The following is a 26,724-nucleotide window of genomic DNA, read 5'->3' on the forward strand; positions in this document are numbered from 1 at the left end:
TATACTTTTATCATTATTTTATGCCAAGGATATAGCCATTTCTCACCTTAAATGGCATATTGATGTTGACATTTTGTCGGACAGGTAATTGTATTGGAGTTCCCGCCAGTACGGTAATGAAATGGATGTAAGATGTCGTTATTCCAAGCGCTGTTTCGATTGTATGTTAGGTAGTTTTTTTTTGCTAAGCAATAATGTTCTCTCCTAAGCAGCAATAACACTATGGAGAAGTGTTCTCCAAGAATAGGACTCTTGTCGCTTGTGCAAATTTTAATAATTAATTGATTGTATAGGTACTGTTACAATTAATCTAATTTGGAATATTTTTTTAAATTAGCATATATTAAAAAACCTGATAAGCTTATGGAAAATCTAAAGGAAGAAACCAAAATCAAGGCTTTTCTTAACAGGATAAAAGCAGAGTGGCCGGGAGTGGTAGAACGCTTTGAGTTTAAAACTGGCAGTGTGATTTATGTTCATTTAAAAGAAGGCATATCGAGCATGGATTTTCTGGGTAAACTTTCCAGACAGGTAGAACGTTTTGTGGATTTCAGTAAGCCGATTATCTTATATCATATTGAAAGTGATGGCATGAACTTAAGATCGCATCCCATCAACTGGTACTCGACGCTTAGGTAGGGAAGATCAATTGTCGATGTCTTACTTATATTGAGATGTTTGTTATAATTCTCGTTTTTTGAATCTTTTTACGGATAAAACGTAATTTTATTTGCCAGTAATTTTGGTTTTTGGGTTTTAATCCTATTTTTGATTTTTAATTTAAAACATCCAGTATAATGAAAAACGGAACAGTAAAATTTTTTAACTCAGAAAAAGGCTTTGGCTTTATCAAAGAAGAAGGCGGATCTGAGATTTTTGTGCATGCATCAGGCCTGATTGATGAAATCAGAGAAAATGATACAGTTGAATATGATGTTCAAGAAGGCAAAAAAGGCCTTAATGCAGTGAAAGTAAGAGTTGTTTAATTCTTCCCCCAAAAGATTTTGAGCAGGATTTAGTCCTGCTTTTTTTTTGCCTCGATTTTTTTTGCGTAATGAAAATTTAATCACCGGCAGTACTGAATAAAAAGATGAAAAAATTTCCTGCTCATTTCTAGTGGGTTACTGATCCGGATGTTTTTTATACACAATCCTGATTATTGTTTTTTAATCGGGATTTTTATTTTTGCCAATGCCGGAGCAATTCGGCCAGAACCAACAAATTAAATATTTTTGCAACTTTCTATTTTTTCAATTCAGGAACCTGCTAACTGCAGCAAACCCCTTGATGGAGGTAGCTTTATGGCCGCTGCGCAATTTGTTATGGCTCTTAATTTTGCTCACGAATTTGAGCTTTTAAGTTTATCGGCCATTAACAACCGGCCTGGTGTTGCCAAAAAGGGTGGCTTGGTATTTGTGCGTAATGGCAAACTTAAAATGCATCCCGGAATTTATGACCATTTGGCATTGATCTCCATATCATCTATCTGTGCAGGAAGTATTTATAACCACAGTCTTGATAAAATGGCTTCAGAAATTATAAATCTTCCTTACAGTGAAGGCTTTTTGAGCTTAACAGGTGCAGAAGAAGATTATATGGCATTTAAACGATTGTGCAGCCCGATATCGCGATTTTTTTTGCTGCACACTAAAAAAGTACAATGGTCTGCAATCTTATCCGTTTTTCGCTTTTTAATGATGGATGGCATTTGGGATGTAGTTAGTTTTGTTGCAGATAAACTTCGCCATTCTGACACAGATATACTCGCTTGTGCACAACTTTTAGAAAGTATGCAAAAACAGGAATGGTATGTCGATTTCAATCAGTCCCTTCATGATTTTCATGCTTCGCGTTATCCTTTAAGTAAAGTTGGCTTAGCGGCGGAATTGCCTGAAACGGCTTAACTTATTTCAGGTAATTCTCTAATAAAGCGTTTATATCCTCTCCCACAGCTCTGCTGCCCATATTATGGAGTTTCTGTTGCGAAGAATTATGCTTTTCGATATAAGTAGCCTCTGTTTTATTAAATTTAAGATAACCCTGTTCAAAATAGCGTTCTTCAATTTCAGTAGATGAATCCATTGACCTAAACCATAATTTAATTAGTGATCCTGTAATTTTATCAAAGTAAAGCCAATGGTAAGTCGCCTCTGCATCTGCATTTTCAGGCAGGCCAAGACGCTGAATTTCGAGGATAGTGGTATCAGAATTTTGGAAAAAGTATAAAATCTTATATTTAGGCGACATGGCGCAAAAATAGAACATAAATTTGATCACAAAAAAGATTTTTGTGGTTTAAATTTAATATTGTCAATAGTGATATTGGTCCAGGATCCTGACCATGGAACTACGAATTTTAATCTGATTATATCTATTGTTTTGAAGATTAGAAATATGGCTAATGGTTTAAAGATTCTTCACTGCGTTCAGAATGACATCAGGTTAATATCAATGTTTCTCACCTTTAATAACCTTGAATAAATGCAAAACCTGTGGGAAAAGTGCATCCATACTTTCTTCAGCGCCGCTTTTAGAGCCTGGGAAAGTAAGCACCAAAGTTTTTCCGATGAAACCAGCTACACCACGAGAAAGCATGGCATAGGGCATACGCTCCTGACCATAGTGCCGGGCGGTTTCCATAATCCCATCAATATTCCTGTCGATTAGCGGTGCAATGGCCTCCGGAGTTACGTCGCGTGGTGAAAGGCCTGTTCCGCCTGTAAAAATGATTAAGTCATAGCCAACTTCACTTAATTCGCTTGCTTTATTTCCGATTACATCGATTTCATCCGGAACGATTTCATATTTTTCGGTATGGATGTCCCATTGTTCCAAGCGCGAGATAATGGCTTTTCCTGCGGTATCCTGTGCCTTATTTTCAAAAATAGAATCAGAACAGACTACAACGGCAGCTTTGATTTCAGGGAATTTGGCAGTTTTAAATTCTGATTTCCCACCTGATTTTTTTAGTAAACGGATATTTTCTATCTCAACACCTTTGTCAATCGGTTTTAACATATCATATATCGTTAAAGCAGTAACTGATGCACCGTGCATTGCCTCAACTTCTACGCCTGTTTTGTAAATGGTGTGTACTTCAACATTAATAATGATGGATAAACCTTCAATTTCATAAGTAATAGCCGTATATTCAATTGGAAGTGGGTGACAGTCCGGAATAACATCACTCGTTTTTTTTACGCCGAATAAGCCTGCTGCCCGGGCAAATTCAAATACATCGCCTTTTGGTATCTTGCGCTGTTCAACGGCATCAATGGTTTCCTGTTTCGATACTTTCACAGTAGCAGTTGCAACGGCAATTCTTAAGGTATTGGATTTTTTTGTGATGTTTACCATGTTAAATATTTTCTTTCCACTGGTGGGTTTCGTCTTCGAATATTTCTTTGCCCCAGATTGGTAATTCTACTTTTAACCGATCTACCACGTCACTACAGGCTAATATTGCGGGCTTGCGGTGAACTGAAGAGGTAAACACAAAAAGGCAGATTTCGCCTGCTTTAACGATGCCTAAGCTATGGTAAATATGCATGCAGCTGAGCGGATATTTTTCAAAAATTTCTTCCCTGATCTGATGCATTTTTTCAAGAGCCACTTCCTCATATGCAGTATATGTTATCGCCGCAACAAATTTGCCGTCGATTTCGTCTTTTCTCACCTGGCCCATAAAAATACTGTGCCCGCCAATAGCGGTTTTACTATTATGTTTGGCAATGCTCTCTGCTATAAAAGCGGGTTCTATCGGGCCATTAACAAATATGTTTTTTATCTTTTTTTCGCTCATGTTAAGATTTGAGAAAATGGTCCCTCCATTTGATGATGCCACCTTTTAAACTATAAATCTTTTTGCTATCGCCATATTTTTCCTGCATGGCCTCTGCTGCAGCTACGCTTCTAACGCCATGTTGGCAAATTAACACTACATTTTTTTGATAAAATTCCTTGCCTATAAAGGTACCAAATTCCGACATCGGTACCTGTGTAAAGATTTGTTTATCCAATACTGGTACTTCATGTCTTTCGCGAACATCAATTAATATTGTCGATTCCGATTGCTGAAGTTTCACCAGTTCGGCGGCATCAATTTCTATATAGCCTTGCGGCCCTTCGCTCGTATCCTGATAATCCATATTTAAAAATTCATCAACAGTTTTGGGGATGACATAACCGTTACCATGAGTAATGCTGATGGTATACTGTTCTTGTGTAAGCAAATTATAATTTAATATTCTGTTGGTCAAAGGTAATCCGATTTTAGCGATCAGTTTAATGGTTTCTGCGGCAGCCATTGTTCCTAAAATACCTGGTAGAACACCTATAATACCATTTTCAGAGCAATTAGGCACTTCATCTTTATCTGGCGGAACAGGAAAAAGATCACGGTAATTGGTGCCGGGGGTTAACTGGTCAGGAACATTAAATATGGCCAACTGGCCTTCGAAACCTGATACTGCGGCAAATATGAGCGGTTTATTTAATAGGGCACAGGCATCGTTAATCAGGTATCTCGATTCAAAATTGTCTGTGCCGTCCAATATGTAATCATATCTGGATAAAATATCGAGGGTATTATTTTTCTGTAACCGGATGGGGTGACGGATAATCCCGATCTGGGGATTCATTTCTTGTAGTCGCTTTGCTGCCACCTCTACCTTCAGCTTTCCGATATCGGCAGTAGTAAAAAGAATCTGCCGATGTAAATTAGATAATGAAATGGCATCATCATCAATAATACCGATATGGCCGATGCCGGCAGCAGCCAGGTATTGCAATGCCGGGCAGCCCAGGCCACCGGCGCCAATAACGAGAACTTTTGCTCTTAAAAGCTTTTGCTGTGCTTCCTCCCCAAATCCTTTAAGGATAATCTGTCTGTTGTATCGCGCTGCACCCATATTGTTTAACCACCAGAAAAAGGTGGCATGATGGCTATTGTAGCCTGGTTTGTAATTTCAGTATTGTGTTGAACAATGTTTTTGTTCAGGGCAAGTTTGTATTTTAAGTTTTTCAAGGCTGGAAACCGATTTTCGATGTATTTGCTAAAAGCATCCGTATCAGTAATGCCATCTACTTCAATTTTTTGATTATTGATGAATTCGGTAATCTGTCCAAAACTGATGATTTCAATTTCCATGCTGCTAATTTACTCTTAAGATGCTACTTTTATGTACTATGAGGGGCTGAAAATTGTCATTCTTTGCAAATAACGGATTTATAAGTATTTAAATTGCCTGGGGTGCAAGTAATTGGCCTGATAAATCTCTTCCCGATCGGCAATTAATTATTTTGTGCCATTTGCATTAAACTTAATAATAAAGACCCATTGATTAGATTATGCCGGTGTAAAGAGCAATTTGTACGCAGCTAATGCAAGTACAAAGGCCAGTACATTTTTTAAAACGGTTTGCGGAAATTTTAAGGCACCAAAATAAGCACCGCAAATGCCTCCGGCAAAGGCTACTGCAACATAAGCGAGCATGTGGATGTTAAATTCGAATCCCTTAATAAGCTGGCCGCCTAAACCAGCAAGCGAATTAACAAAAATAAATGCTGCACTAATGGCTGCGGTCTGTTTTTGATCGGTCCACTTTAACAGCAACAGGATTGGTGAAAGGATTATTCCGCCCCCAATACCAATCATGCCCGAAAGTAAGCCGATAATGCCTCCTATAGTGAGCGATAGTGAAATATTTGATGGCCTGAAATCTTTAGGGTCGGTATTTTTAAAAAAGAAAAAACGGATAACCGGAATCAGTAGGAGCAATCCCAAAATTTTCTTATAAACAGCACTTTGGATAACCATCATGCCACCAACAAACGAAAGTGGAATAGAGGCCAGCGCAAAAGGCCAAAAGGTTTTCCATCTAAAATGACCACCACGGTAAAACTGGATAAATGAGGTGGAAGAAACAAACAGGTTGAGCAGCAATGCGGTAGGTTTCATGATGGATGGTGAAATGGCAAAAATAGCCATAAGCGCTAAATAGCCGCTTGCTCCACCATGCCCAACCGACGCATACAAAAAAGCCACTACAAAAAGTAAACAGTAAAAGAGCATGAAGCTTTCTTGCATAGTTTAGGCGGGTAAAATCAATACGTTCAGGATTTCATTTGCTGTAAAATACGCCTTTGTTTCATCAAGGCATATAAGGCAATTGGCCTGCGCAAAGGAGCTTAACCGATAAGATTCCTGTGCATGGAGTGGAGTAACCATTCCGTTTTCATATTTGCCTTTCAGGAAATGTGTTAACCCTGAAGGTTTAGCATAGGCATGTGTAAGCCGCGCCTGAACTTCAAATATACTGTTGCTTTTAAGGGATAAGGCTTTGACGGCCGGTAATACATAATTATAATAGCAACTGAGTACAGATGACGGGTTTCCGGGAAGTCCGAATATGAGTTTTTGATCCTTTGTGCCAAAAAACAAAGGTTTGCCGGGTTTCTGTTTTACTTTGTGGAAAATCTGTTTGATACCGCAATATGAGGCGGCTTCGATGACGAAATCATAATCGCCAACACTTACGCCGCCTGTAAGCAGCACAACATCGCAGTTTACTACTGCAGTTTGTAATACTTTCTTAAGGATCTCGAGGTCATCATCGGCTTCGAAAACGGCAATCTGTTCAATCCCTTCCTGTTTTAAGGCAGCACATAGTGAATAGGAATTTGATTCATATACCTGTCCAAATTCGAGGACTTCCCCCGGATGTTGTAATTCTTTTCCTGTTACAATTATAGAAATCTTTGGCATGGGATAAACACTAACTTCGTTAATACCGATGCCTGCGAGAAAGCCGATAGCCGCGGGGCTAAGCAAATCTCCTTTTTCCATTGCCAATGCACCGGTTTTAATTTCAGAGCCCTTTTCCCGGACATTTGCGCCTGGTTTTAAATTTGGGTCATTTAAAGTGATATTTCCATCCCTCCTCGTAATTTTTTCCTGCATCACTACCGTATCGGCGCCTGTAGGCAACGGAGCGCCTGTAAATATTCTACTGGTTTCGCCATTTTGGATGGCGATTTCGGTTGCCGCTCCGGCAGCCATTTCCCCAGTTATGCGGAGTTCTTGTTGATGATCTTCAAACTTTAATGCATAGCCATCCATTGATGATTGCTTAAATGCCGGAATATCATATTTAGCATAAACATTGGCTGCAAGAATATGTCCGGACGCGTTCGCCAGATCAACTGAAACGGGATTTAATGTGGTGGTGTGTTGAGAGATGAGGTATTTTGCTTCTTTAACGCTAATCATGAAAATGTTATCCTCCAATGGTAATCATACTTCTGTTTTGAATGGTCGTTGCATCAATTTTTTTGAAATCGCTTACCATTTGTCCGCCTAATGCTTCCTTTTTGCTCCAAATAGCCGATTGAATTAACGGAATTACATCTTCGTTTTTTCGCAATGAGGTTAAAAGATCGGTTTCGTTATCCGAAAAAAGGCAGTTTTTCAGTTTCCCATCCGCTGTCAGGCGCATTCGGTTACAGCTACTGCAAAAAGGATGGGTCATGGTGCTGATCACGGCAAAAGAACCCTCATGGCCGGGAATCATAAAGCTTTTGGCCGTATCGTGGGCATCTCCTTTAACAGGTAATACCGAAAAATCCTGTTCTATCACAGTCAGTATTTCATCCAAAGCAAACATCTGGTTACTTGTCCATTTATTACCACTGAAAGGCATAAACTCGATAAACCTGACCTGGATCGGATTAAATTTGGTCCAACCGACGAAATCGTTGATTTCATTATCGTTGAGTCCTTTCATCACCACCATATTTACTTTTACCTTGATTTTATGCTGTAAAAGCAGTTCGATATTGCTGCGTACCTGATGAAAGACATCTCGTCTTGTAATCATAAAAAACTTTTCAGGTTGTAAGGTATCCAGACTGATATTAACTGTTTTAATACCTGCTGCCTTTAGTACAGGCAACATTTCTGCAATGCGGGTGCCGTTTGTGGTCATCACCAGTTCGACCGGAAGTTTACCCAGCGCTGCAATAATTTGGGCTGCATCTTTTCTCACCAACGGTTCGCCTCCGGTAAGCCTGATTTTTTTTACGCCATTGGCCACGAAAATCTCCGCCAGTTTGATGATCTCGTCTGTCTGCATTAACCGTGAGGCGGGCGTAAAATCGTATTCTTCTTCAGGCATGCAATAAAAACAGCGAAAATTGCAGTTATCGGTGAGCGATATCCGCAGGTAGTTGTGTACTCTTCCAAAAGAATCTGTTATCATTGCCGGCTAATTAAATGGTTATAATCTGTTTCTGTATCAATATCAATTTCCCCTCGCTCAAAAACCACTGTTTCCAGATCTTCTGAATATTGTTTTAATATATTTTTTGCTCCTTCTGCGCCTTTGAGCAATAAAAGTGCTTCAAAGTAGTCTTTTTTAAAAAGAACAGGTGTGCCTATTGTTTCGTTATATGAACTGGCAATGATCTTTTTGCCTGTTTCTTTTTGCTTTTCGATTAAGTTATTAAAGTTACGCTTTTTTATAAAAGCCTGATCGGCCACAGCAATAATAATACTTTCTATTTCGCTATTATTTTTGACGATCGTTGACAGGCCTGCAGCAATACTTGATCCCATTCCTTCTTCCCAGCTTTGATTTATAACTATGTTGATCCCGTTATGTCTGTGCTGGTCAGCTATTTCTTGTGCGTATGCGCCTAAAACAACAATAACAGGTTTGCAGTCTGTTGCTAAAGCCTCATTAATTACCGTTTGCAGGAGTGTTTTTCCATTGTAATCCAAGAGCTGTTTGGGTTTCCCCAAACGTGAGGAACTGCCGGCTGCCAATATGATGATGCCCGTTCTCAATGCCTGGTTACATTTTATCGTAAACGTGGATCGGTTTCTTCTTCTCTTTTAAAAACATAGCCGAAGCACCTGAAAAAACAGATTTAATCTCTGCGAGGATAGAAATGGCAATTTCTTCTGCAGTTTCTGCGCCAATATCCAGTCCGATTGGACCATGTACCCGAGTTTCGTTTTCAGGTGTTGCTAAATCCAGTTCATCCAGCATTCTGAGCAGCTTTTTCTTTGGGCCTAAGGTACCAATGTATGTTGATTTTGTATCCAACAGATATTTAAGTAGCTCAAGGTCGTAATTGTAATTATGTGTCATTAATACGAAAGCGGTTTGCCCGTCTAGCTGAATATGAGACAGTATATTTTCCGTTTTACTTACCAAAATTCTGATCGCATTTGGAAAACGTTGAGGCGTAGCATGTGTTGATCTGCCATCGATTACGGTTACTTCCCAACCCAACAGATAAGCCATTTCGGCAAGAGGTTGTGCGTCATTACCCGCACCGGCTATTATTAATGAAATGGGTGGTTTTATAAATTCCAGGAAGACATCAGTTTGCTGATCATTCTGTTCATAAACCTTAAATGCTGAGGTTTTATTTTCAAAAACAGCTTCAATATCTCCGATTACTTTATCGCTTATTGAAGTTGGAATTTTAGAAAGAACAGCTTCATTTCTAAAAAGCATTCCGGTGCCCAATTGAAACCTATCTCCCAGCGAAAAAAAAGTTGCCAGTACGGCACTTTCCCTTTTGCTTTGCAAGGCAGTTAAAATAGCGATTGGATTCAATTCATCCGTCTCTTTAACAGGCTCGAACAGGATGTGGATAATACCATTACAGCCCAGCTGAACGCCAAATTTGGCATCATCTTCATCAGTCGTATCATAAGTAACAAGCTTGTTTTCCTGTTGCACTATTGCTGAAAGTGCTTTGCGCAGCGCGTCGCCCTCAAGGCAACCGCCGCTAATGGCTCCTGTCAACTGGCCATCCTCGGTAATGAGCATCCTTGCGCCCGGTCTGCGGTAAGCAGAGCCCTCTACCTTAACTACCGTTGCGAGCGCAGTGCTTTTTCCTTCCTTGATCGCTTTTTGATACGCTTTTATAATATCGGTAATTTCTTTCATAAGGGATTGATGCCGTGGAGATGGCAAATTAATGATAATCTATTACAAAATGGTTAAATGTAAAAGGAAAGATATAATACTTAAAGTGGTGGGTTGGGCAACTGTGCAGTCAGATGTTACCTTCTGAGTGATAATTCACCTTCATTCTGAGTGTCCTGAAACTGCAATCCGAATAGCCGATCTGAAATTGCTCATCAGCGGCAGATCGTAAAATTTGATACTACCGAATAGTGGACCAATAATTTATCAGGCATACTTATATGTGCAGTCAGATGTTACCATCTGACTGATGAATAAAGTGTTCTTATTTTGAATGACGTGGTTAAAAAGGCGCTGAATGAAAAATTTCCAGGTTGATACAATGCAACCCGATACTTTTAAAAAGTTCGGTGATTTCTTTAGTCCAATCTTTTGGTGAATCTACCCGAAGGATTTTATCGGCATCCCACAAATCAATATTCCACTTAATTTCTTTGAAATGGCTGTTCAGCAGTGGGCTGATGGCATTTAACTCGCTGTCAGTTGATACATTTGTTTTGAAAACGGCTATCATATAGATAAGTTTTTAGGTTTGTTATTGGCAGTAGACGTACAACTTTAGAAATTACTTTAAATCGGGTGGATTTTTTTAATTTTTTATTCGGCTCATTTAATTAAGCTTATTTTCTAAAACTATAAAATAATTTGTAAGGACATTTGATTTCATGCGACTAACCAATTAAGCAGTATATTTATAATGAGATAATATCAGGACATGCTAAATAAAACGGACCAGGAATTTGGAGAAAAGCGCCTTCATTCAGACCCACTAAGCTGGGTAGAAAAATATGCTGATTACCTGTATGGCTTTGCCATGTCGAGAATAAGAGATGAAGAGATGGCTAAAGATTTAGTTCAGGACACCTTTTTAGCAGCTCTGCAGAGATTAGACGGTTTTGAAGGCAATAGCCAGGAGAAAACATGGCTAACGACTATTCTTAAAAACAAAATAGCCGATTTTTATCGAAAACGTTCAGTTAGTGGTGTTAAAGATTTAAGAGAAATGGATGTTGAAGGTGAACTGAAGGATTTTTTTGATGCTGAATCAGGGCATTGGACCAAAAAAGATTATCCGAGGGCATTTGGTTTGGAAACGGATAACCCTTTGATGATGAAAGAACTAGCGTTTGTATTGAATAAATGTTTGGCTAAACTTCCAGGGTTATGGTTTTCAGTGTTTTCAATGAAACACATGGACGATCTTGCTTCGGAGCAGATTTGTAACGAATTGAAGCTTACAAATGCTAATTTTTGGGTGATTATGCACCGCACCAAACTTAACCTGAGGGCCTGCCTTCAAAAAAACTGGAACTGATATGACGAGCGCGCTACGGGATATAATTTATAACTGTAAACAGGCCACTTTTCTGATCGAAAAAAGAATTGCTGGAAAAATCACTGCTGCCGAAACACTACAATTGCATATACATTTGAAAGGTTGTTCGGTATGCAAAATTTACCAGCAGCAGAGTATATTGATTAATAAGGTGTTTTCAGACTTTGAAAACAGTGATGTTAAACTTGATGAAACCTTTAAAAAAGCATTAAAGGATGAGATTGAAAAAGAAATCAATAAAAATTAATTTTCGCTGTAAGGTTAATGCTGCCCGTTCGACTAAGAGCTAAAACATAAAGACAAAATGAAAAGAATTATCTTATTTACAGCTTTAGCTGTTGTTTTAACATTGCAAACAAAGGCACAGCAAGGTTTAAAAGCGGGAGATAAAGCTCCTGTGTTCACCGGAGTAGATCAAAACGGCAAAACAGTAACTTTGAAGAATGCTCTTAAAGCGCACCGCAATGTGGTATTGTTTTTCTACCGTGGTCAGTGGTGCCCCTACTGCAATAAACACATTAAAGAACTTCAGGACTCTTTAAACTTGTTAACTGAGAAAGATGTTTATGTTATCGGTGTTACACCCGAAACAAAAGAAAACATTGATAAAACCATAAAAAAAACCAGCGCAGGCTTTTCTATCCTTCAGGATAAGGATGATGAGATTATGAAAGCCTATCAGGTTAACTTTATGATGGATGAAGCAACCTTTACCAAATACAAGGGCTATGGAATAAATTTAGAAGAAAACAACGGAAATACCCGGCATACGCTGCCAGTACCTGCAACTTATATTATTGATCGTACAGGTAAAATTAAGTATGTACATTTCGATCCTAACTATCAAAAAAGGGCTTCGGTAAAACTTTTGCTTTCCAAACTTTAGGCCGATTTCATGGTAAGTTCCCTCCCAAAAGGGTTGCAGCTGATAAGCGAAGTGGTTATTATTTGAGTTCTTACAGCTGTTTTAATATTTAAATACCGGTTGATAAGAATTATGTAGATCAATAAATGTTAATACAGTAAAGCGGATTACAATCGTATGGTATCAGATGTGTTCGCTTTACTTCCTGGTAAAATTATCCATTAATTCCATTGTAACCAATGCATCTTCACCGCTACATGGATTTTGACCTTTGCCTGAAAAGTAATCAACTACTTTCTCAATCATGGGTTGTTGCACATGTTTTAAAGGCTCAAATACATATTCTTCGGTTTTTTGGTTGGTGGTAACCGTAAATTTGTTGCCAAACACGGGAAAACTGATCTGACCGCGCGCGCCGTATATGATGCAACTATCGGCCTGATCTTGTGGCGCTACAGAGAAACACCAGTTGCCACTGAAAATCACCCCGTTTTCAAAAAGTATATTGCCCATAACCAGATCATCTACTTCAGCATCTTCGTCTTGCCTTGCCGCCATGCCGCTGGCATTTTTTACAGGACCGAAATAGTAAGTCATAAGGTCTAGCTGATGTGGTGCCAGATCATGAAATAAACCACCGCCAGAAATGGCTGGGTTAATCCGCCAGTTGTCAGCACTTTTTGCAATAAGCGAGTTGTTCGGCGACTGGAGCATTTTTAATCGGACTAAACGGATATCGCCAATGACCTGTCCGGCCAATAGTTCTTTGATTTTTAAGAACATGGGTTGAGCCCGCCGGTAATGGGCAACGCAAAGCTTCACATGTAATTTATGGGCTGCATCCGTCATACGTTGAGCAGATGCAGCATCTAAGGTCATTGGTTTTTCTACGTATACAGGCTTTCCGGCGTTTAAGGCTTCAATTGTGTAAGCCTCGTGTTGCAAGGGTGGGGTAGCAATATAAATCGCATTAACCTCCGGATCCCTGATCAGCTGGATGGCATCATCATACCATTTAGCCACTTGATGCCGTTTGGCATAGTCAGCAGCTTTGGCACCATCGCGACGCATTACTGCAACTAATTTTGAATTTTTCACCTGATTAAAAGCAGGTCCGCTTTTAATTTCGGTCACATCTCCACAGCCGATAATACCCCATCTGATTTCTTCCATTATATTTGATTTAAAAGATTGAATTTAGAAATATTTTCCTGCCCAATCGACTGACAGACAGTTTTGTAAAAAAAAAAGGGATTCACAACGAGCGTGATCCCTAATCAACTAACCAAACAAATCTATTCCGGAAACCACCCCGGAATCAATCTATAAACGGGATAACAACGGGATTGTTTTAAAAGATTGTCTTTTTTTTTTATTTTTCAAAAAGGGAAAAAATACGGTTGGTTAATCTGGAATTCGTCTCGCTTTTTTTAGCTTTGTGTTATGCAAAATCTTTCAGAAAAGCTTCAAATCGATCTTATAGAACTTAAGGCAAAGTATGCCTTTATTATGGAGGAGCTTGAAGTGACATTTGCAGATGCTTACTTAATGAAATTGCAAGCTAAACAACGGTTGGCGGAGCAGATGATGATTGAGATGGAACGAATCCTAACCGGAGAAACCGGAGCAAATGAAAACTAAGGTAGGGTAGATCATCAAGAATTTAAAGATTAAAGAATTAAACCTTCTATTTATGGGCTCAAGCAACATGAAATTATACTCTTTTTTAATATTAAGTATTTGTTTTTTAGGTGCTTGCTCACCTAAGATCAATCAGCAGGTTGAATCAGAGCGCAATAAGGTATTGCGTGTCATGTCTTACAATATCCACCATTGCAATCCGCCATCAAAAGCAAAAGAAGGTGTTATCGATGTTGATGCCATTGTCAAAGCGATTGCTCAGCAAAAACCAGATTTTGTAGCCTTGCAAGAGGTAGATGTGAATACCAAAAGATCGGGAAATATTAACCAGGCTGTTTTATTGGCGACAAAATTGAAGATGAATTTTTATTTTGGTAAAGCAATTAACCATGATGGGGGCGACTATGGTGTGGCCATTTTATCACGCTTTCCTTTATCTGCGCAACAGACTTTTATGCTGCCTAAAAATAACGATGCCAAGGCAGAGCAAAGGATTTTGGCTATTGCAACTGCAGAAATTGCCAAAGGGGTATTTATCCGTTTTGCTTCTACCCATCTTGATGCACAAGGTTCTGAAGAGAACCGGATTCTTCAGGCTAAGGAGCTTAACCGGTTAACGGCAAAAGAAACCTTACCGCTAATCCTTGCAGGTGATTTAAATGCCGATCCAGGTTCCGAAAGCATCAGGATATTTGATGCCAATTTTACCAGAACCTGTAATGATTGTAGTTTTACCATTCCGGCGATTAATCCAGGAAAAACGATTGATCATATCGGGTTTAAAACCGGAAATCCATTCAAAGTGGTTTCCCACGAGGTTGTTCCTGAACGTTATGCCTCAGATCACCTCCCTGTCGTTGCAGTACTTCAACTGGAAAAATAACTGTTACTATTTCTGATTTACGCTACCTCTTTATTAAAGCAGGTGGAATGTTAAACGTAGGTTTTTTGTCTGCATCTTTAAAGTCCACTTCCATAAAGTAACGCTTTTGTTTCAAAATGTAGTGGTCTATAAACCATAAGATATCAGGTAAGTTCTCAGTCATCGGAGAACCCGCTATTTCGTGTCCCATATCCTGCACATACTGGAAATAATACGGATAGTGATTCTTTTTAAAGGTTTTAGCAAGATATTTAGAGCCAAAAAAGCCCCTGTTAAGTAATCTTACTTTGTTATAGGGCACAAGTTTATCGGCCGTGCCGTGGAAAAACATCGTTGGTGCCGGCGGTATAGCATATTTTGGTGCGCCTTGATAACTTAATATGGCTCCTGCAAAAGAGATTACGCCTTTATATTGAAAATTTCCGGGTAATTTGGTTGATAATGCGGTAGCATTACGTTTGTTATAATCGGCGTGCAGTGCCGTGATCGCGCCCGCGCTTGATCCCGACAGGATAATCATTGAAGTATCAATACCAAGTTCTTTCGCATTTTTGATGAGATAGGCTGTTGCGGCAAAAACATCAGTTGTGGCCGTATCGATTGCGGCTTTTAAATTAGAAGTATTAAACGGACTGGGAAATTTCTTTCCCTTAAGGCCCAATCGATAATCAACTGAAACCACTTTATATTGATTGGCTATTAACGTGTTGAAGTACTGGTCAAATAATTTGCTGTCTCTGCGTCCCATTACAAAACCACCGCCAAAAATAAAAAGTACTGTTGGCTTAGTGTCTGTTATTTTTCCACGGTAATAGATATCTAACTTCAGTGTGCCGGAATCTGTTTGAGAAAATGTTTTAGTTTCTACATGGTCTTTTTTATCCTGAAGTACAATCTGTGCCGTTGAAGATAAAGAGCTGAATAGGATTACAATGAAGAGCGAGCTGAATAGATATACTTTGTTATTGGGCATCATGTTTTTAGGGAAAAGGTTCGTTGTCAGCTATTCTGATCGACGTTAGTTCATTTTGCTAATTTATTTCATTTTCGGTTCAGGTGCAATTAGATTTAAACGTTATTTGTTAGCTATAATTACGGATGCATTATTTTTTGTAGCCATTTAACTTAAACAATAAAATATTTTTGCATACGGCTCCATTTCTGAAAATAGGGAGAATGATTGGTAGTGAACAACTCTGAAATTGGGATTTAATGAAGTTGATGCTGTTTTCGTCGTAAAGATTAGAGGGTATAATATAATATGCATTGTCGCCAGCAGCCAATTTTGGCTTGCTTGGGTTAGACCAGTAATACTGATGAAGATCGAATATTTCTCCCAGGCCATAAGTATGCAAACCAGTTTTCCTGCAGACATAAAAATCTAAATGGGCAGCAGGAAACCACTTTGTGATCACAATGGTATGAACTTTTTTATTCTTTTCTAATGGTTTATCCAGCCGATAAATAGCATCAATTATCATTCCTGTTTCTTTCCAGCCGTATAAATCTAATGTGGGGTCGCCGGCGCCCAAACTGATGGCGCCTGTTTGTGTTGAAAATGTACCCTTGTAAAAATTAATAGTGAAGAGACCTGCACTTACCACGAACAGGAAAAACAGTATGCTTGCACCAATAATGGTTTTTATTTTTTTATCGTTAAAAGATTCAAGTTTCAATGCAGAAAGAAATATTAAACAACTATATGCCGGGCCAGACCAATGTGGCAGGGTATCTCTAAAAATGGAAAGAAAAATAAGCGTAACAATAAGTGGTAGTGAACAAAATAATAAAAGTTTGATTTCGCTCTTAAGGAAAAGATTTTTGGTTTTGATGAAACTCAAAACAGCCACCCAGGCCAGAAAAAAAATAATGGGATTGTTGTAAAATAGTTGTCCGGCAATTTCTCTGGCAAAAGCCAGTGGGTTGATGCCGGCATGGAATAAACTAACCCGGTTACTGTGGTAGGTATAGGTAATAAAATGATGCCGGATATTCCAGATGATTAGAGGAGATACTATCATCAAACTAATAAGTGCAGATATATATATGCCCTTTTGTACCAATAGTTTTTTAGCGCTAAACAGCACAAACAGGATTATGCCCACCCATAAGTAAACACCATGGATCTTACACATCATGCAAAGTCCTGCCGCTAAGCCAAACCAGCACCAGAGGCTTAAAGTAGGTAAACCTTGCCCGGTGAATCTGGTAATTTTAAGCAATAAAAAGATACTCCACAGCCAGAAAACCATTTGCGGACTATCGGGCAAAATAAATGTTCCGGCAATGATGCTGCAATAAAAAGACGAAGAATAAAGTAAAGCGGCAAACCAGCCGACACGGTTATTTCGTAGGAGTTTTCCCGTTTTAAATACGATTACAGTGCTTATAGTAGAGGATATTATAGCGCCCAGCCGAACCGCCAATTCGCTGTGGATAGATAAGTTTGCCGTTGTTGTCCTGATCAACCAGGCCACAAATGGAGGATGATCGAAATAATTCCATTGCAGGTGTAAGGCGTATGTCCAATAATATACTTCATCATTTCCAAGCGCTGTTGCTGAGGCTATAATCAGTTTGATTACAGCCATTGCCGCTATAAATAGCCATAATTTAACGGGTATTTCTTTCACTTAGATAGGAATTGACTGATTGGCGATTTTAAACTGTTTATATCTTTTGTTTAGCTTAGCCGATCTGAAAAGCTTAAGGTCGTATACCTGGTAATAGCCCGCAATTGCGCATGTGATACCAGTTACTGCACCAAAAATTACATCAATAAGAAAATGTTGCGCCAGGTATATACGTGAATAACCGATTAAAAACGCAAAAAACAGGCAATAAAAAGAGATTTTCTTTTTTTTGAAAATTAAAACCAATACTGTGGCTAATGCAAAAGCAGATGCGGTATGCCCTGAAGGAAAAGAATTTTGATTATGCGTGCTTACGCCCTCTACAAAATGAGTATAATGAAATAATGTCTGCTCAAAAAAATATTTAGGCCGTGGCATGTGAAATACTCTCTTGGCGATCTGAATAATCAAGCCCGAGTAAATGTAAGCAAGAGCAATGGTCATTGCTTTTTTCTTTTTTCGAAGTGCAAGCAGAATGGCTGCTGTCAGGATACTGGCTAAACCATCTCCAAGATTGGTGAAATACCTGAAAAAAGTATCGAGCCATATTGGGTGAAACCGGTTTAAAATAATGAATCCATCTGTTTTGGAAAAGCTAAAATTAAACATAAGTGCCAACAGCAGTATTGATATCGCAGTAAAGAAATAATACCGGAGTTTGGTCAGTCTTTTCGTGGTACGCATGAGTTGTTCTTTACACAAAAATATCAGGCATACGTCATCTCAAGGTTAAGCGATTATCATGTTTACATCAGCAGAAATTTGTTTAATTATCGACTTTGTCTGGAATACTCCGGTTTTCGATGTAGAGGCACCGATTTGAATGTAATCCCAGACTAACATTTTTTAATAAGTTAATATGGATATAGTGATAACTTAAAACACATTACGTTGCTTTGCTGCCATAGAACTAAATTAATTATGCAAAACAATCAGGTAAAAGTTAGTCCGGATTTACAACGGTTTATTGATAAGTTTGAACCCAGCAAATTTAAACTTATGCCAAGTGGTATCGAGATTAGAGGGATAAACGATATACACCGAAACATCACTCAGGCGAAAGAAATTATAGCAAGATTAAATCTTCGGCTAACTGTTTCCCACAATGCCGAAATGCTTAGTTATAGAGGATTTGAAGTAAATAACTTTTGAACCAAAATTAATTTCAATTCTGCTAAATTTGCTTTTGGGATGTCATTTGTGCAATCTTACCAGATACATTAAAAGGGATCAATTTAGACAATACTGTTACCCTTCTAGGCTTTAGTTCAGCAGAATAGTTGGGGTAGCGGTAACATTTTACCGGCTCTTCACTGCGTTCAGATTAAAAGAAGTTGAAAATACTGATTGGTTGTTGACCCACAATTTTCATCTCTGCATTACCTCCAGCAAATTTTTTCTCTAATGGTTGCGATAAACCTGTGCAGTCGCTTTTTAGAATGGTATCCGTTCTATAAATCTTGATCTAAATATAAATTTCATTAAGGTATTTTGGCTTATAACTGTTGCGATATCTACTCTTTTTATTATCCGATTTAAGGATAATTTATTAAATTGCCTTTATCTAATTTAAACCGATCTTGATGAAAAACTCCATCTCATGTATCATCGTTGACGATGATCCTACTGCCATTAATATTTTGCAAGATTATATTGTAGAAATGCCAAGACTGAAGATAAACCGAATCTTTACTAAACCAGTAGAGGCACTTAGCGAAATCAGTATTGAAAGCAATAGGCAGTTAATTTTTTTGGATATTGATATGCCCGCACTGTCGGGTCTACAGCTTGCCGATAACCTTAAGCACAAATCGCACAATATTATTTTTACCACATCCTATCCGGAATTTGCACTCGATGCATTTAAAGTTAGGGCAAAACATTACCTGTTAAAACCTTTTAACATGGGAGATTTTGCCGTAGTTGTTAATGAAGTGCTTTCGGAATGTTATGATGCACAGCATATTGCAAAAGAAAATGAAGGTGCATTTTTCTTGCGTACAAACGGCGAGCGTGGCAGATTAACCAAAGTACTTAAGAAAGACATCATCTATCTGCAGGGATCTAATAATCATGTACATATTTATACTCCGACAAATGATTATTCGGTGTATATGACCATTAAGGAGATGGAAGAAAAACTTCAGGAGAATGGACACTTCTATCGTGTCCACAAATCATATATTATCAATACCGCCTATGTAAAGGAGATCAATGGGCACAAAATCGACCTTGGAAAGTACGAAGTGCTTATGACCCCACAATACAAAGAGGCATTTATGGGGTTTATTGAAGACCAAACCCTAGTCTCAAAACGTTTAAGGGACCAACATTCGTAAATCTGATTGGCTTGTTAATGTTGTAATTGCCGTAATCGTACTGGTTGTTGGATCACTCTTTGAAAAGCGCATACCTGCAGCTTTTTGTGAACGGAAAACAAATGCAGTTTTCCGGGTCGATTTTAAGTCTATTATTGTTTTCATAGACGAAAATTAGTTCCGCCAAAACTGCGAAAAGACTACATTACGCTAAGCAGTTGTTGACTGTTGTGAAACCGATTTTTAACAAAAAAAATGAAAAACTGGCTAAAAAATTATCGCTGGCACCTTATATCATGGGCCACCTTCATTCTTTATGAATATATATTGGTTTCGTTAATTCTTAAAATAAGGTCGCCGATATTAAATTATTGCATTCATTACATTATTAATATTGTACTTTTCTACGTTCATGCAGAATTGGTATTAGCCAGAAATCTGAGACTTAAAAGGCCTGCTTATTTAAGCATCATTATATTTACGTCAATTGAAATTTTCTTGCACACCATTATTGCTTACTTTGCAGATCGTTTTCTTTCAAAAACAGCAATAATTTCTTTTGATAACCTAACCACTGTAAACTGGAAATATTTATCCGTAACAACATGGCGGGGAATCTATTTCTTATTGTTCTCTACTGCTTATTATTTTATTAAAAGTTATATCCAACAAAAACAGCGGACAGTAGAATTGGAAAAAGAAGCAATTGAAGAGATGTTGAAGCAAAAGCAGATGACACTTGAACTTGCAAATGCTAAAAATGCTTACCTGAAAGCACAAATAAATCCACATTTTTTGTTTAATACCTTAACCTATATTCACAATAGCACACATAAAAGCGAACCCCGCGCTGCAGAAGCAGTCCGGTATCTTTCTAAGCTAATGCGCTACGCCTTGGAATGCGAACATGGTCCGGAAATTATGCCGCTTGAAGCGGAAATCCATCAAGTTGAAAACCTCCTGCGACTTTGCAGAATAAAACAGCCTGACTTATATATAGATTTTGTTTATGATGATAAAATCATAGCAGTAGAGGTTATTCCATTACTCTTGCTTAGCCTGACGGAAAATATGGTTAAACATGGAAACCTGAGCCAGCCTGAAGATACCGGAAAAATTATTGTAAAATTGGAGGATGGTATCTTTAGCATCCAGACCAGTAACCTGATTAACACAGGCTTGAATGATACCGGCTTTCATACGGGGCTTGAAAATATCAGACAAAGGTTATTTCATACGTATGCAGAAAAAGCATCGCTATGTGCCAGGGTGAAAGGTAAGTATTTTGAAGTATTGATAACCATTAGCTTATAGGGAGCAATCTGAAATTCTATAACACGTTTATTTCCCAATTTTAAATGTAAACCCGTCAAATAACCTTTGCAGTTTTCCTCGTCGACCGAAAAGTGAATACCTTTAGCGATTTATTATTGCTCAGCATGATAAATCGCGGTAGATGACATCATCCTTTACATTTTTCCATCATCGATCCGTACCGGTATCATTTTATCTGCTTTTTTGCGATACGACCAATAAAATACGATCGGATAAACAAATAGATTAAATAATGTATTGGTAATCAATCCACCAATTACCACAATGGCCAATGGCTTTGAAGCTTCTGAACCGATCCCGGTAGAAAGTGCTGCAGGCATCAACCCGATAGCGGCCATTAAAGCCGTCATCAACACCGGTCTGAACCTGCTGGCAATTCCATCACGCATGGCATCGGTAAAAGTCCAGTGCGGATGGTATTTCAGCTCTGCAATATTGATTTTGAAACGGGTAATAAGAATTACACCATTTTGCACGCAGATCCCAAATAATGCAATAAAACCAATTCCGGCCGAGATGTTAAAGTTTACACCGGCGGCCAACAATGCTAATATGCCACCAATCATGGCAAATGGAACGTTGTTCAATACCAGTAAGGCATCTTTAATATTGCCGAAAAGTACAAAGAGAATAAAAAATATAAGCAATAAACTTACTGGTACAGCCTCTGATAATCTGGCAATAGCCCTTTGCTGGTTTTCAAAATCACCGGCCCACTCCAGCTTATAACCTTGCGGCAATTTGATTTTGGCATTTACTTTCTGCTGTGCTTCGGCAATTACGCTTCCCATATCCCTGCCACGGATCGAGAATTTGATGGCGCCGTACCGTTTATGTTTATCCCGGTATATCATACTTGGACCCGTAATCTTACTAATGCTTGATATTTCGCCTAATTGAACATTAGAACCTGATAGGGTAGGAATGCGTAATTTGCTGATCGAACTTTCATCATTTCTAAAATCTTCAGGATAGCGGATAATGAGGTCGAATTTGCGTTCACCTTCGTAAATCTGCGTAGCAGCTTTACCGCCAATGGCCATTTCGATTACTGCATTGGCATCTGCTGTGCTTACGCCATACAAGGCCATTTTTTTCTGATCAAGGTTAATCTGCAGTTCGGGCTGACCAAGATTTCTTAAAATACCCAAATCTTCAATACCCTCAACTGTTTTTAAAATATTTTCTATTTTTTCCTCTTCCTGTTCAATGTATTCAAAGTTCTCGCCAAATAATTTCACCACAATGGATCCCTTTACGCCTGAAACCGCTTCTTCTACATTATCTGAAATGGGTTGCGAAAAATTGAGGCTGATGCCCGGAAAGCTTTTTAATTTTTCCTGCATGCGTTCAATCAGCTGTTCTTTGCTTTGCTTGCGTTTCCATTCTTTCCGGGGATAGATGTCAACATGAAATTCCATATTGTAAAAACCCGTTGCATCTGTCCCGTCGTTCGGACGGCCAGTTTGCGACATTACCTGTTTTACTTCCTCAAAACTTAAAAAGATCTTCCTCATTTCATTTGAAAGTTTTTTAGTTTCATCCAGCGAAATACTCAAAGGTCCGGTTGCACGGACATAAATGGAACCTTCATCTAAACTGGGAAGAAATTCGGTGCCCAAAAATTTAAAACTGAACGCACCTGATAGCAGTACAATAATAGAGATGCTAAAAACAAGTTTCTTTTTTTTGAAGCAGCTATCATAAAATTTGAGGGTTGCTTTGGTAATCCACTCTAAAAAGATATTGTGTTTCTCTTTCACATTTTTTTTCAAAAGTACGCTGGCCATGGCAGGTACCAGGGTAAAGGTCAAAATTAGTGCACCCAACAAGGCAAAACTCAAGGTCCACGCCAATGGAGAGAACATCTTACCTTCAACTTTTTCGAAAGTAAAAATGGGTAGCAAACCTGTAATAATGATCAGTTTAGCAAATAAAATACCCTTCCCGTTTTCGAGACTGGCTTTTTTTATAAAACCGAGTTTGCTCATTTTGTTGAACTTTTCCATGCCCAGTTTTTTTGCCTTGGCATCCAATACGACGAAGATTCCTTCAACCATCACCACGGCACCGTCTATAATAATCCCGAAGTCGATAGCACCCATGGATAGCAGATTGGCCGGCATACCTTTTAATTTGAGACAGATAAAAGCAAAGAGCAAGGCCAATGGAATAATAATCGAAACGATTAAGGTGGTGCGCCAATCGGCCATGAAAAGAAACACAATCAGGGTAACAAATAAAATCCCTTCCAGCATGTTGCCCATTACTGTATGTACTGAGTAATTAACCAGGTCTTCGCGGTCGTAAAACGGTTTGATTTTTACATCATCAGGCAAAACAGTGCTGTTGATGGTATTGATCTTCTCTTTTAATCTTGCAATGACCTCGCTGGGATTGCCGCCTTTTCTCATAACGATGATGCCTTCTACTACATCGGGATCCCTGTCGCGCCCAACCTGACCCAATCTGGGCAGAGCTGATTCAGCCACTTCGGCAATGGTTTTGACATAAATAGGGGTGCCATTAATGTTGTCAACCACTACGTTTCTGATTTCGTCGATATTGTTAAGCACGCCGATGCCCCTTACCACATAGGCTTGTCCGCTCTGCACAATCACATCACCACCTACATTAATATTACTTTTAGATACTGCTTCGAAAAGTTCGGTTGCACTTACACCATATTGAATGGCCTTTTGCGGATCGACAGTGATCTGATAAGTTTTAACCTCGCCACCAAAACTAACTACATCGGCAATGCCTGAAACAGATAAGAGTTCGCGTTGGACAACCCAATCTTGTAAGGTCTTTAATTCTCTGACCGACTTTGTATCGCTTGTTAAAGTATAACGGAAAATCTCGCCGGTTGGCCCATAGGATGGCTGTACTTCAGGTTGGATACCTTCAGGCAGATCGGCTTCATCAAGATGGTTGTTTACCTGGACCCGGGCTTCAGCGTAATCTACACCGTCTTCGAAACTTACCTTTACGATGGATAAACCAAATAATGAGGAAGACCGGATACTCGTCCGCTTTTCGGTAGGGTTCATGGCAATTTCCAGCGGTCTGCTCACAAATTTTTCTACTTCCTCGGCGCTACGGCCCGGCCATTGGGTAATAATGGTAATATTCGTATTGGTTACATCGGGAAAGGCGTCTATTGTGGTATTTTTGAAGCTTAAATAACCTCCGACGATTAAGATGAATGTGGCAAAAAAGATGAAATATTTATTTTTCAGTGCAAAGCCGATAATGCTTTTTATGAATTTATTCATTTTTGAAATCTAGGGTGATAAAAAGAAATTATTGTGTTTTTAAGCTTTCGAATAAGAAAACCTGTTTGGATGCAATAATGCGGTCGCCGGCCTGTACTCCTTTACTGATATAGGTTTTATCGGCGGTTTTACGCCCTATTTCGATCTCCTGGATTTTTACTTTATGATCCTGCCCCAGAACGAGCACATAGTTTTTGTTTTCGTCGAAAATTACGGCCCTTGAGTTTAAAACCGGGAGATCAATAGATGAATTAGCCGAAACCTTTACCGTTCCAAGCATACCAGGTTTGAGCAAAAAGCCTGGATTTGGGATCACCACCCTTGCATTCATTACTTTGCTGTCCTGGTCAACCTGGTTGTATAATTTCTCTATTTTTCCTTTAAAAACTTTATTGGGGTAGGATAGTGTTGATAAACTTACCTCATCACCTGCCTTAACACGCGAAATATCCGACTCGTAAATATTGATCATGGCCCAAACGTTGGAGAGATCGGCAATGGTAAACAGGCTTTTATCATTGTCGCCACGCAACTGCATGTTCTGGGTAACATTTTTTTCGATCACAAAACCGCTAATCGGCGATTTAATTGCATACAATCCTGTACTGCTACCTCCATTGAGTTTTAATACAGAACTGGCTCTTTTTGCTTCTGCTTTTTTGATCTGATAGTCATTTTTTGCTTCTTCGAGTTCTTTTGCTGATGATAAACCACTTTGGAAAAGTTGTTCGGCTTGTTTTACTGCTCTTTCTGCATTTTTAAGTTCGGCATTTGCCGCAATAACTTCTTTATCAAAACCTGCCATTTCAGAACTGGTGAGTGTAGCCAGTGTTTGTCCGCTCGAAACCTGATCGCCTAACCTTACCCCAACACGGTTTACAGTTCCACTTACCATGGGAAAAAGTTCAGATCTGCGCTCCTCATTTGCGGTGATTTTGGCCGAAAACATGAGTTCGGTTTTACCGTTAGCCTGTTGTACAGTATCGATTAATAATCGGTTGATCAAAGAATCTGTAATGGCAAATTTATCATTTGGTGCAGCCGTTTTATGTTCGCCGCAAGCAAAGAATAAACTGGTTGCAGCAATGAGTACGGTGTGTTTATAGCGATTTTGCATGAAATTTATTTAAAAAATATTAGAACCAGTTACATAATTGAGTTCAGCTCGTGTACTCATTCTTTCGGATTGGAGTTTATTGAGCTGAAGCGTATTTTCTTTATAGGCATCATAGAGATCCAAAAATTCGATCAGGCTGATGTTACGTGCCTTAAAATTTTTGATCAGGCCTGAAATCAGTGTATTAAAATCGGTACCAAAGGCAGGATCAATCTCTGCATATAGTTTTTCGTTGCGTAAAGCAGTTTTATAGCTGTTAAATACTTCATTCTCCAACAGAGCTTCTTGCTTTTTAATATTTACATCTGCGGCAGTAATGCCAATCTGTGCTTTTTTAATTTCACCCTGGTTTCTGGAGAAAAGCGGAATGGGAATTTTAATGCCTAAACCAGTGTATTTTTCAGGATAATTTCCTTTAAGGTCGTAGCTCAGCCCAATTTCTATATCGGGAATGGCCATTGCTTTTTGCAGCTTTAAATTACGTTCGTTATAAAGCAGGTTGGTTTTGGCCAGTTTAAGGTCAGTGCGGTTTGCCCTGGCCGAATCAAGTAAGGCCTGATAGGGAATTTTATCTACACTGGGTGATTTGAGCATTGCTTCATCTAAAACCAAAGTGATTGAGGTCGCAGCATTAATGCCACAGAGCAATTTCAAATCTTTGTAGTAATCTTCCAGTTCATTCATTAGCCCTGCTTGTTCTGCTTTGAGGTTGATCAATAATGATTTTATCCTGATCACATCCTTCGCCGCAACGTTCCCCGTTTTTAACTGAAGATCATAAGCTTTCGCGAGCTGCGCTGTAGAACTGATTTGTTCCTGATATACTTTGACCGATTGCGCAGCAAAATAGGATTTGTAAAAGGTATTAACGAGTTCAAACTTCAAGGTTCTGATCAGGTCAAAATACTCGTATTCGGCCATTTTAACCCCGGTTTGGGCCAGCTTGATATTCTTATTGCGTTTGCCAGCAAGTTTAAACAGCTGAAAAATAGATCCGGAATATTGACCGTGGGCATACGACGTTTGCAGGAATTTTTTGGTGTCCTTATTGTAAAAAAGATTTTCGTATTCCAGTGTAGGATTTTCGAAAAGTTTAGCCGTGATGATTTCTGCTTTTGCCTGATCAATTTCATAATTGCTGGCCAATAACTCGAAATTATTCCTCAAAAAAAGGCTTTCCGCCTGGTTTAAGTTTAAGCTTAATGTATCGTGCTGTGCGAAAGCCGTAGCGGCTGTTAATGCCCAAAAAAGAATGAGCCATGAAAATACCCTTATCATATCAGCAAAGCTATCTTTGCCAGATTAAAAGCGGATTAA

Annotated in this window: 29 protein-coding genes; 11 read left to right on the forward strand and 18 right to left on the reverse strand. The window is 38.8% G+C overall.

Annotated features, from left to right (window positions below):
• Positions 1–363 precede the first annotated feature (363 nt).
• From ACFE6N_RS09600 to ACFE6N_RS09610, 3 genes are all read left to right on the forward strand, one after another.
• Entirely contained in the window at positions 364–639 is a 276-nt protein-coding gene (locus tag ACFE6N_RS09600) for a hypothetical protein (RefSeq protein ID WP_090982380.1), read from the forward strand.
• A gap of 158 nt (positions 640–797) precedes the next feature.
• Complete coding sequence (locus ACFE6N_RS09605; protein WP_090982267.1) at positions 798–986, forward strand: cold-shock protein; 189 nt, start codon at positions 798–800, stop codon at positions 984–986.
• A 246-nt stretch (positions 987–1,232) separates the two neighbouring features.
• Complete coding sequence (locus ACFE6N_RS09610; RefSeq protein WP_378935905.1) at positions 1,233–1,904, forward strand: hypothetical protein; 672 nt, start codon at positions 1,233–1,235, stop codon at positions 1,902–1,904.
• 1 nt (position 1,905) lies between these two features.
• Here the strand turns inward: ACFE6N_RS09610 and ACFE6N_RS09615 are convergent, their stop codons facing one another.
• From ACFE6N_RS09615 to ACFE6N_RS09665, 11 genes are all read right to left on the reverse strand, one after another.
• Entirely contained in the window at positions 1,906–2,277 is a 372-nt protein-coding gene (locus ACFE6N_RS09615) for a hypothetical protein (protein WP_378935907.1), read from the reverse strand.
• A 171-nt stretch (positions 2,278–2,448) separates the two neighbouring features.
• A complete protein-coding gene (gene moaCB / locus ACFE6N_RS09620; protein WP_378935909.1) occupies positions 2,449–3,357 on the reverse strand; it encodes a bifunctional molybdenum cofactor biosynthesis protein MoaC/MoaB in 909 nt (302 codons plus the stop codon).
• 1 nt (position 3,358) lies between these two features.
• Entirely contained in the window at positions 3,359–3,802 is a 444-nt protein-coding gene (locus tag ACFE6N_RS09625; protein ID WP_378935911.1) for a molybdenum cofactor biosynthesis protein MoaE, read from the reverse strand.
• A 1-nt stretch (position 3,803) separates the two neighbouring features.
• Positions 3,804–4,910, reverse strand: coding sequence for a ThiF family adenylyltransferase (locus ACFE6N_RS09630; protein WP_378935913.1), 1,107 nt, complete (start codon positions 4,908–4,910; stop codon positions 3,804–3,806).
• 5 nt (positions 4,911–4,915) lie between these two features.
• The gene (locus tag ACFE6N_RS09635; protein WP_090982279.1) at positions 4,916–5,149 is read right to left on the reverse strand and encodes a MoaD/ThiS family protein; all 234 of its coding nucleotides are present in this window, start codon (positions 5,147–5,149) and stop codon (positions 4,916–4,918) included.
• Between the two features lie 198 nt (positions 5,150–5,347).
• The gene (locus ACFE6N_RS09640; RefSeq protein WP_378935915.1) at positions 5,348–6,088 is read right to left on the reverse strand and encodes a sulfite exporter TauE/SafE family protein; all 741 of its coding nucleotides are present in this window, start codon (positions 6,086–6,088) and stop codon (positions 5,348–5,350) included.
• Between the two features lie 3 nt (positions 6,089–6,091).
• The gene (gene glp, locus ACFE6N_RS09645; RefSeq protein ID WP_378935917.1) at positions 6,092–7,270 is read right to left on the reverse strand and encodes a gephyrin-like molybdotransferase Glp; all 1,179 of its coding nucleotides are present in this window, start codon (positions 7,268–7,270) and stop codon (positions 6,092–6,094) included.
• A 7-nt stretch (positions 7,271–7,277) separates the two neighbouring features.
• Entirely contained in the window at positions 7,278–8,258 is a 981-nt protein-coding gene (gene moaA / locus ACFE6N_RS09650; protein WP_378935919.1) for a GTP 3',8-cyclase MoaA, read from the reverse strand.
• Positions 8,255–8,845 carry an NTP transferase domain-containing protein gene (locus tag ACFE6N_RS09655; protein ID WP_378935921.1) on the reverse strand — a complete coding sequence of 197 codons (591 nt, stop codon included), beginning with the start codon at positions 8,843–8,845 and terminating at the stop codon, positions 8,255–8,257. Before ACFE6N_RS09655 ends, moaA begins: the two co-directional genes overlap by 4 nt.
• Positions 8,846–8,852: 7 nt before the next feature.
• On the reverse strand, positions 8,853–9,962 hold the full coding sequence (locus ACFE6N_RS09660) for an XdhC family protein (RefSeq protein ID WP_378935923.1): 1,110 nt from the start codon (positions 9,960–9,962) through the stop codon (positions 8,853–8,855).
• Between the two features lie 322 nt (positions 9,963–10,284).
• Positions 10,285–10,515 carry a hypothetical protein gene (locus ACFE6N_RS09665; RefSeq protein WP_378935925.1) on the reverse strand — a complete coding sequence of 77 codons (231 nt, stop codon included), beginning with the start codon at positions 10,513–10,515 and terminating at the stop codon, positions 10,285–10,287.
• Positions 10,516–10,716: 201 nt separating this feature from the next.
• On the opposite strand from ACFE6N_RS09665, the gene ACFE6N_RS09670 reads away from it, so the two are divergent.
• The 3 genes from ACFE6N_RS09670 to ACFE6N_RS09680 are packed head-to-tail and all read left to right on the forward strand — an operon-like array spanning position 10,717 to position 12,223.
• Positions 10,717–11,316: a sigma-70 family RNA polymerase sigma factor gene (locus tag ACFE6N_RS09670; protein WP_378935927.1), complete on the forward strand. Its 600-nt coding sequence runs from the start codon at positions 10,717–10,719 to the stop codon at positions 11,314–11,316.
• Between the two features lies 1 nt (position 11,317).
• Complete coding sequence (locus ACFE6N_RS09675; RefSeq protein ID WP_378935929.1) at positions 11,318–11,584, forward strand: zf-HC2 domain-containing protein; 267 nt, start codon at positions 11,318–11,320, stop codon at positions 11,582–11,584.
• Positions 11,585–11,641: 57 nt separating this feature from the next.
• Positions 11,642–12,223 (forward strand): peroxiredoxin family protein, encoded by a 582-nt coding sequence (locus ACFE6N_RS09680; protein WP_378935931.1) that lies wholly within the window; start codon positions 11,642–11,644, stop codon positions 12,221–12,223.
• A 177-nt stretch (positions 12,224–12,400) separates the two neighbouring features.
• On the opposite strand, the gene ACFE6N_RS09685 is transcribed toward ACFE6N_RS09680, so the two are convergent.
• The gene (locus ACFE6N_RS09685) at positions 12,401–13,375 is read right to left on the reverse strand and encodes a Gfo/Idh/MocA family protein (RefSeq protein WP_378935933.1); all 975 of its coding nucleotides are present in this window, start codon (positions 13,373–13,375) and stop codon (positions 12,401–12,403) included.
• Positions 13,376–13,645: 270 nt separating this feature from the next.
• Here ACFE6N_RS09685 and ACFE6N_RS09690 point away from each other — a divergent pair, with 270 nt between their 5' ends.
• Complete coding sequence (locus ACFE6N_RS09690; protein WP_090982300.1) at positions 13,646–13,843, forward strand: hypothetical protein; 198 nt, start codon at positions 13,646–13,648, stop codon at positions 13,841–13,843.
• A 67-nt stretch (positions 13,844–13,910) separates the two neighbouring features.
• Positions 13,911–14,726: an endonuclease/exonuclease/phosphatase family protein gene (locus ACFE6N_RS09695; protein WP_378935935.1), complete on the forward strand. Its 816-nt coding sequence runs from the start codon at positions 13,911–13,913 to the stop codon at positions 14,724–14,726.
• A gap of 22 nt (positions 14,727–14,748) precedes the next feature.
• Here ACFE6N_RS09695 and ACFE6N_RS09700 read toward each other — a convergent pair whose 3' ends face one another.
• The 3 genes from ACFE6N_RS09700 to ACFE6N_RS09710 form a co-directional block, all read right to left on the reverse strand.
• Complete coding sequence (locus ACFE6N_RS09700) at positions 14,749–15,702, reverse strand: alpha/beta hydrolase (protein WP_378935937.1); 954 nt, start codon at positions 15,700–15,702, stop codon at positions 14,749–14,751.
• A gap of 127 nt (positions 15,703–15,829) precedes the next feature.
• A complete protein-coding gene (locus tag ACFE6N_RS09705; RefSeq protein WP_378935939.1) occupies positions 15,830–17,359 on the reverse strand; it encodes an ArnT family glycosyltransferase in 1,530 nt (509 codons plus the stop codon).
• Complete coding sequence (locus ACFE6N_RS09710) at positions 17,360–18,043, reverse strand: phosphatase PAP2 family protein (RefSeq protein ID WP_378935941.1); 684 nt, start codon at positions 18,041–18,043, stop codon at positions 17,360–17,362.
• A 237-nt stretch (positions 18,044–18,280) separates the two neighbouring features.
• Here ACFE6N_RS09710 and ACFE6N_RS09715 point away from each other — a divergent pair, with 237 nt between their 5' ends.
• The 3 genes from ACFE6N_RS09715 to ACFE6N_RS09725 all read left to right on the forward strand — a co-directional run bounded on the left by ACFE6N_RS09715 (position 18,281) and on the right by ACFE6N_RS09725 (position 20,991).
• Entirely contained in the window at positions 18,281–18,511 is a 231-nt protein-coding gene (locus tag ACFE6N_RS09715) for a hypothetical protein (protein WP_378935943.1), read from the forward strand.
• A 431-nt stretch (positions 18,512–18,942) separates the two neighbouring features.
• Positions 18,943–19,698 (forward strand): LytR/AlgR family response regulator transcription factor, encoded by a 756-nt coding sequence (locus ACFE6N_RS09720; protein ID WP_378935945.1) that lies wholly within the window; start codon positions 18,943–18,945, stop codon positions 19,696–19,698.
• Between the two features lie 234 nt (positions 19,699–19,932).
• A complete protein-coding gene (locus ACFE6N_RS09725; RefSeq protein WP_378935947.1) occupies positions 19,933–20,991 on the forward strand; it encodes a sensor histidine kinase in 1,059 nt (352 codons plus the stop codon).
• A gap of 155 nt (positions 20,992–21,146) precedes the next feature.
• Here the strand turns inward: ACFE6N_RS09725 and ACFE6N_RS09730 are convergent, their stop codons facing one another.
• Genes ACFE6N_RS09730 through ACFE6N_RS09740 form a run of 3 tightly spaced genes read right to left on the reverse strand, consistent with a single transcriptional unit; the run spans position 21,147 to position 26,685 of the window.
• A complete protein-coding gene (locus ACFE6N_RS09730; RefSeq protein WP_378935949.1) occupies positions 21,147–24,290 on the reverse strand; it encodes an efflux RND transporter permease subunit in 3,144 nt (1,047 codons plus the stop codon).
• 28 nt (positions 24,291–24,318) lie between these two features.
• Positions 24,319–25,407, reverse strand: coding sequence for an efflux RND transporter periplasmic adaptor subunit (locus ACFE6N_RS09735; protein WP_378935951.1), 1,089 nt, complete (start codon positions 25,405–25,407; stop codon positions 24,319–24,321).
• 9 nt (positions 25,408–25,416) lie between these two features.
• Positions 25,417–26,685, reverse strand: a complete 1,269-nt coding sequence (locus ACFE6N_RS09740) for a TolC family protein (RefSeq protein WP_378935953.1) — start codon at positions 26,683–26,685, stop codon at positions 25,417–25,419.
• Positions 26,686–26,724 lie beyond the last annotated feature (39 nt).

It is taken from the genome of Pedobacter sp. BG31 (assembly GCF_042464845.1).
In the GTDB taxonomy this organism is placed as follows: domain Bacteria; phylum Bacteroidota; class Bacteroidia; order Sphingobacteriales; family Sphingobacteriaceae; genus Pedobacter; species Pedobacter suwonensis.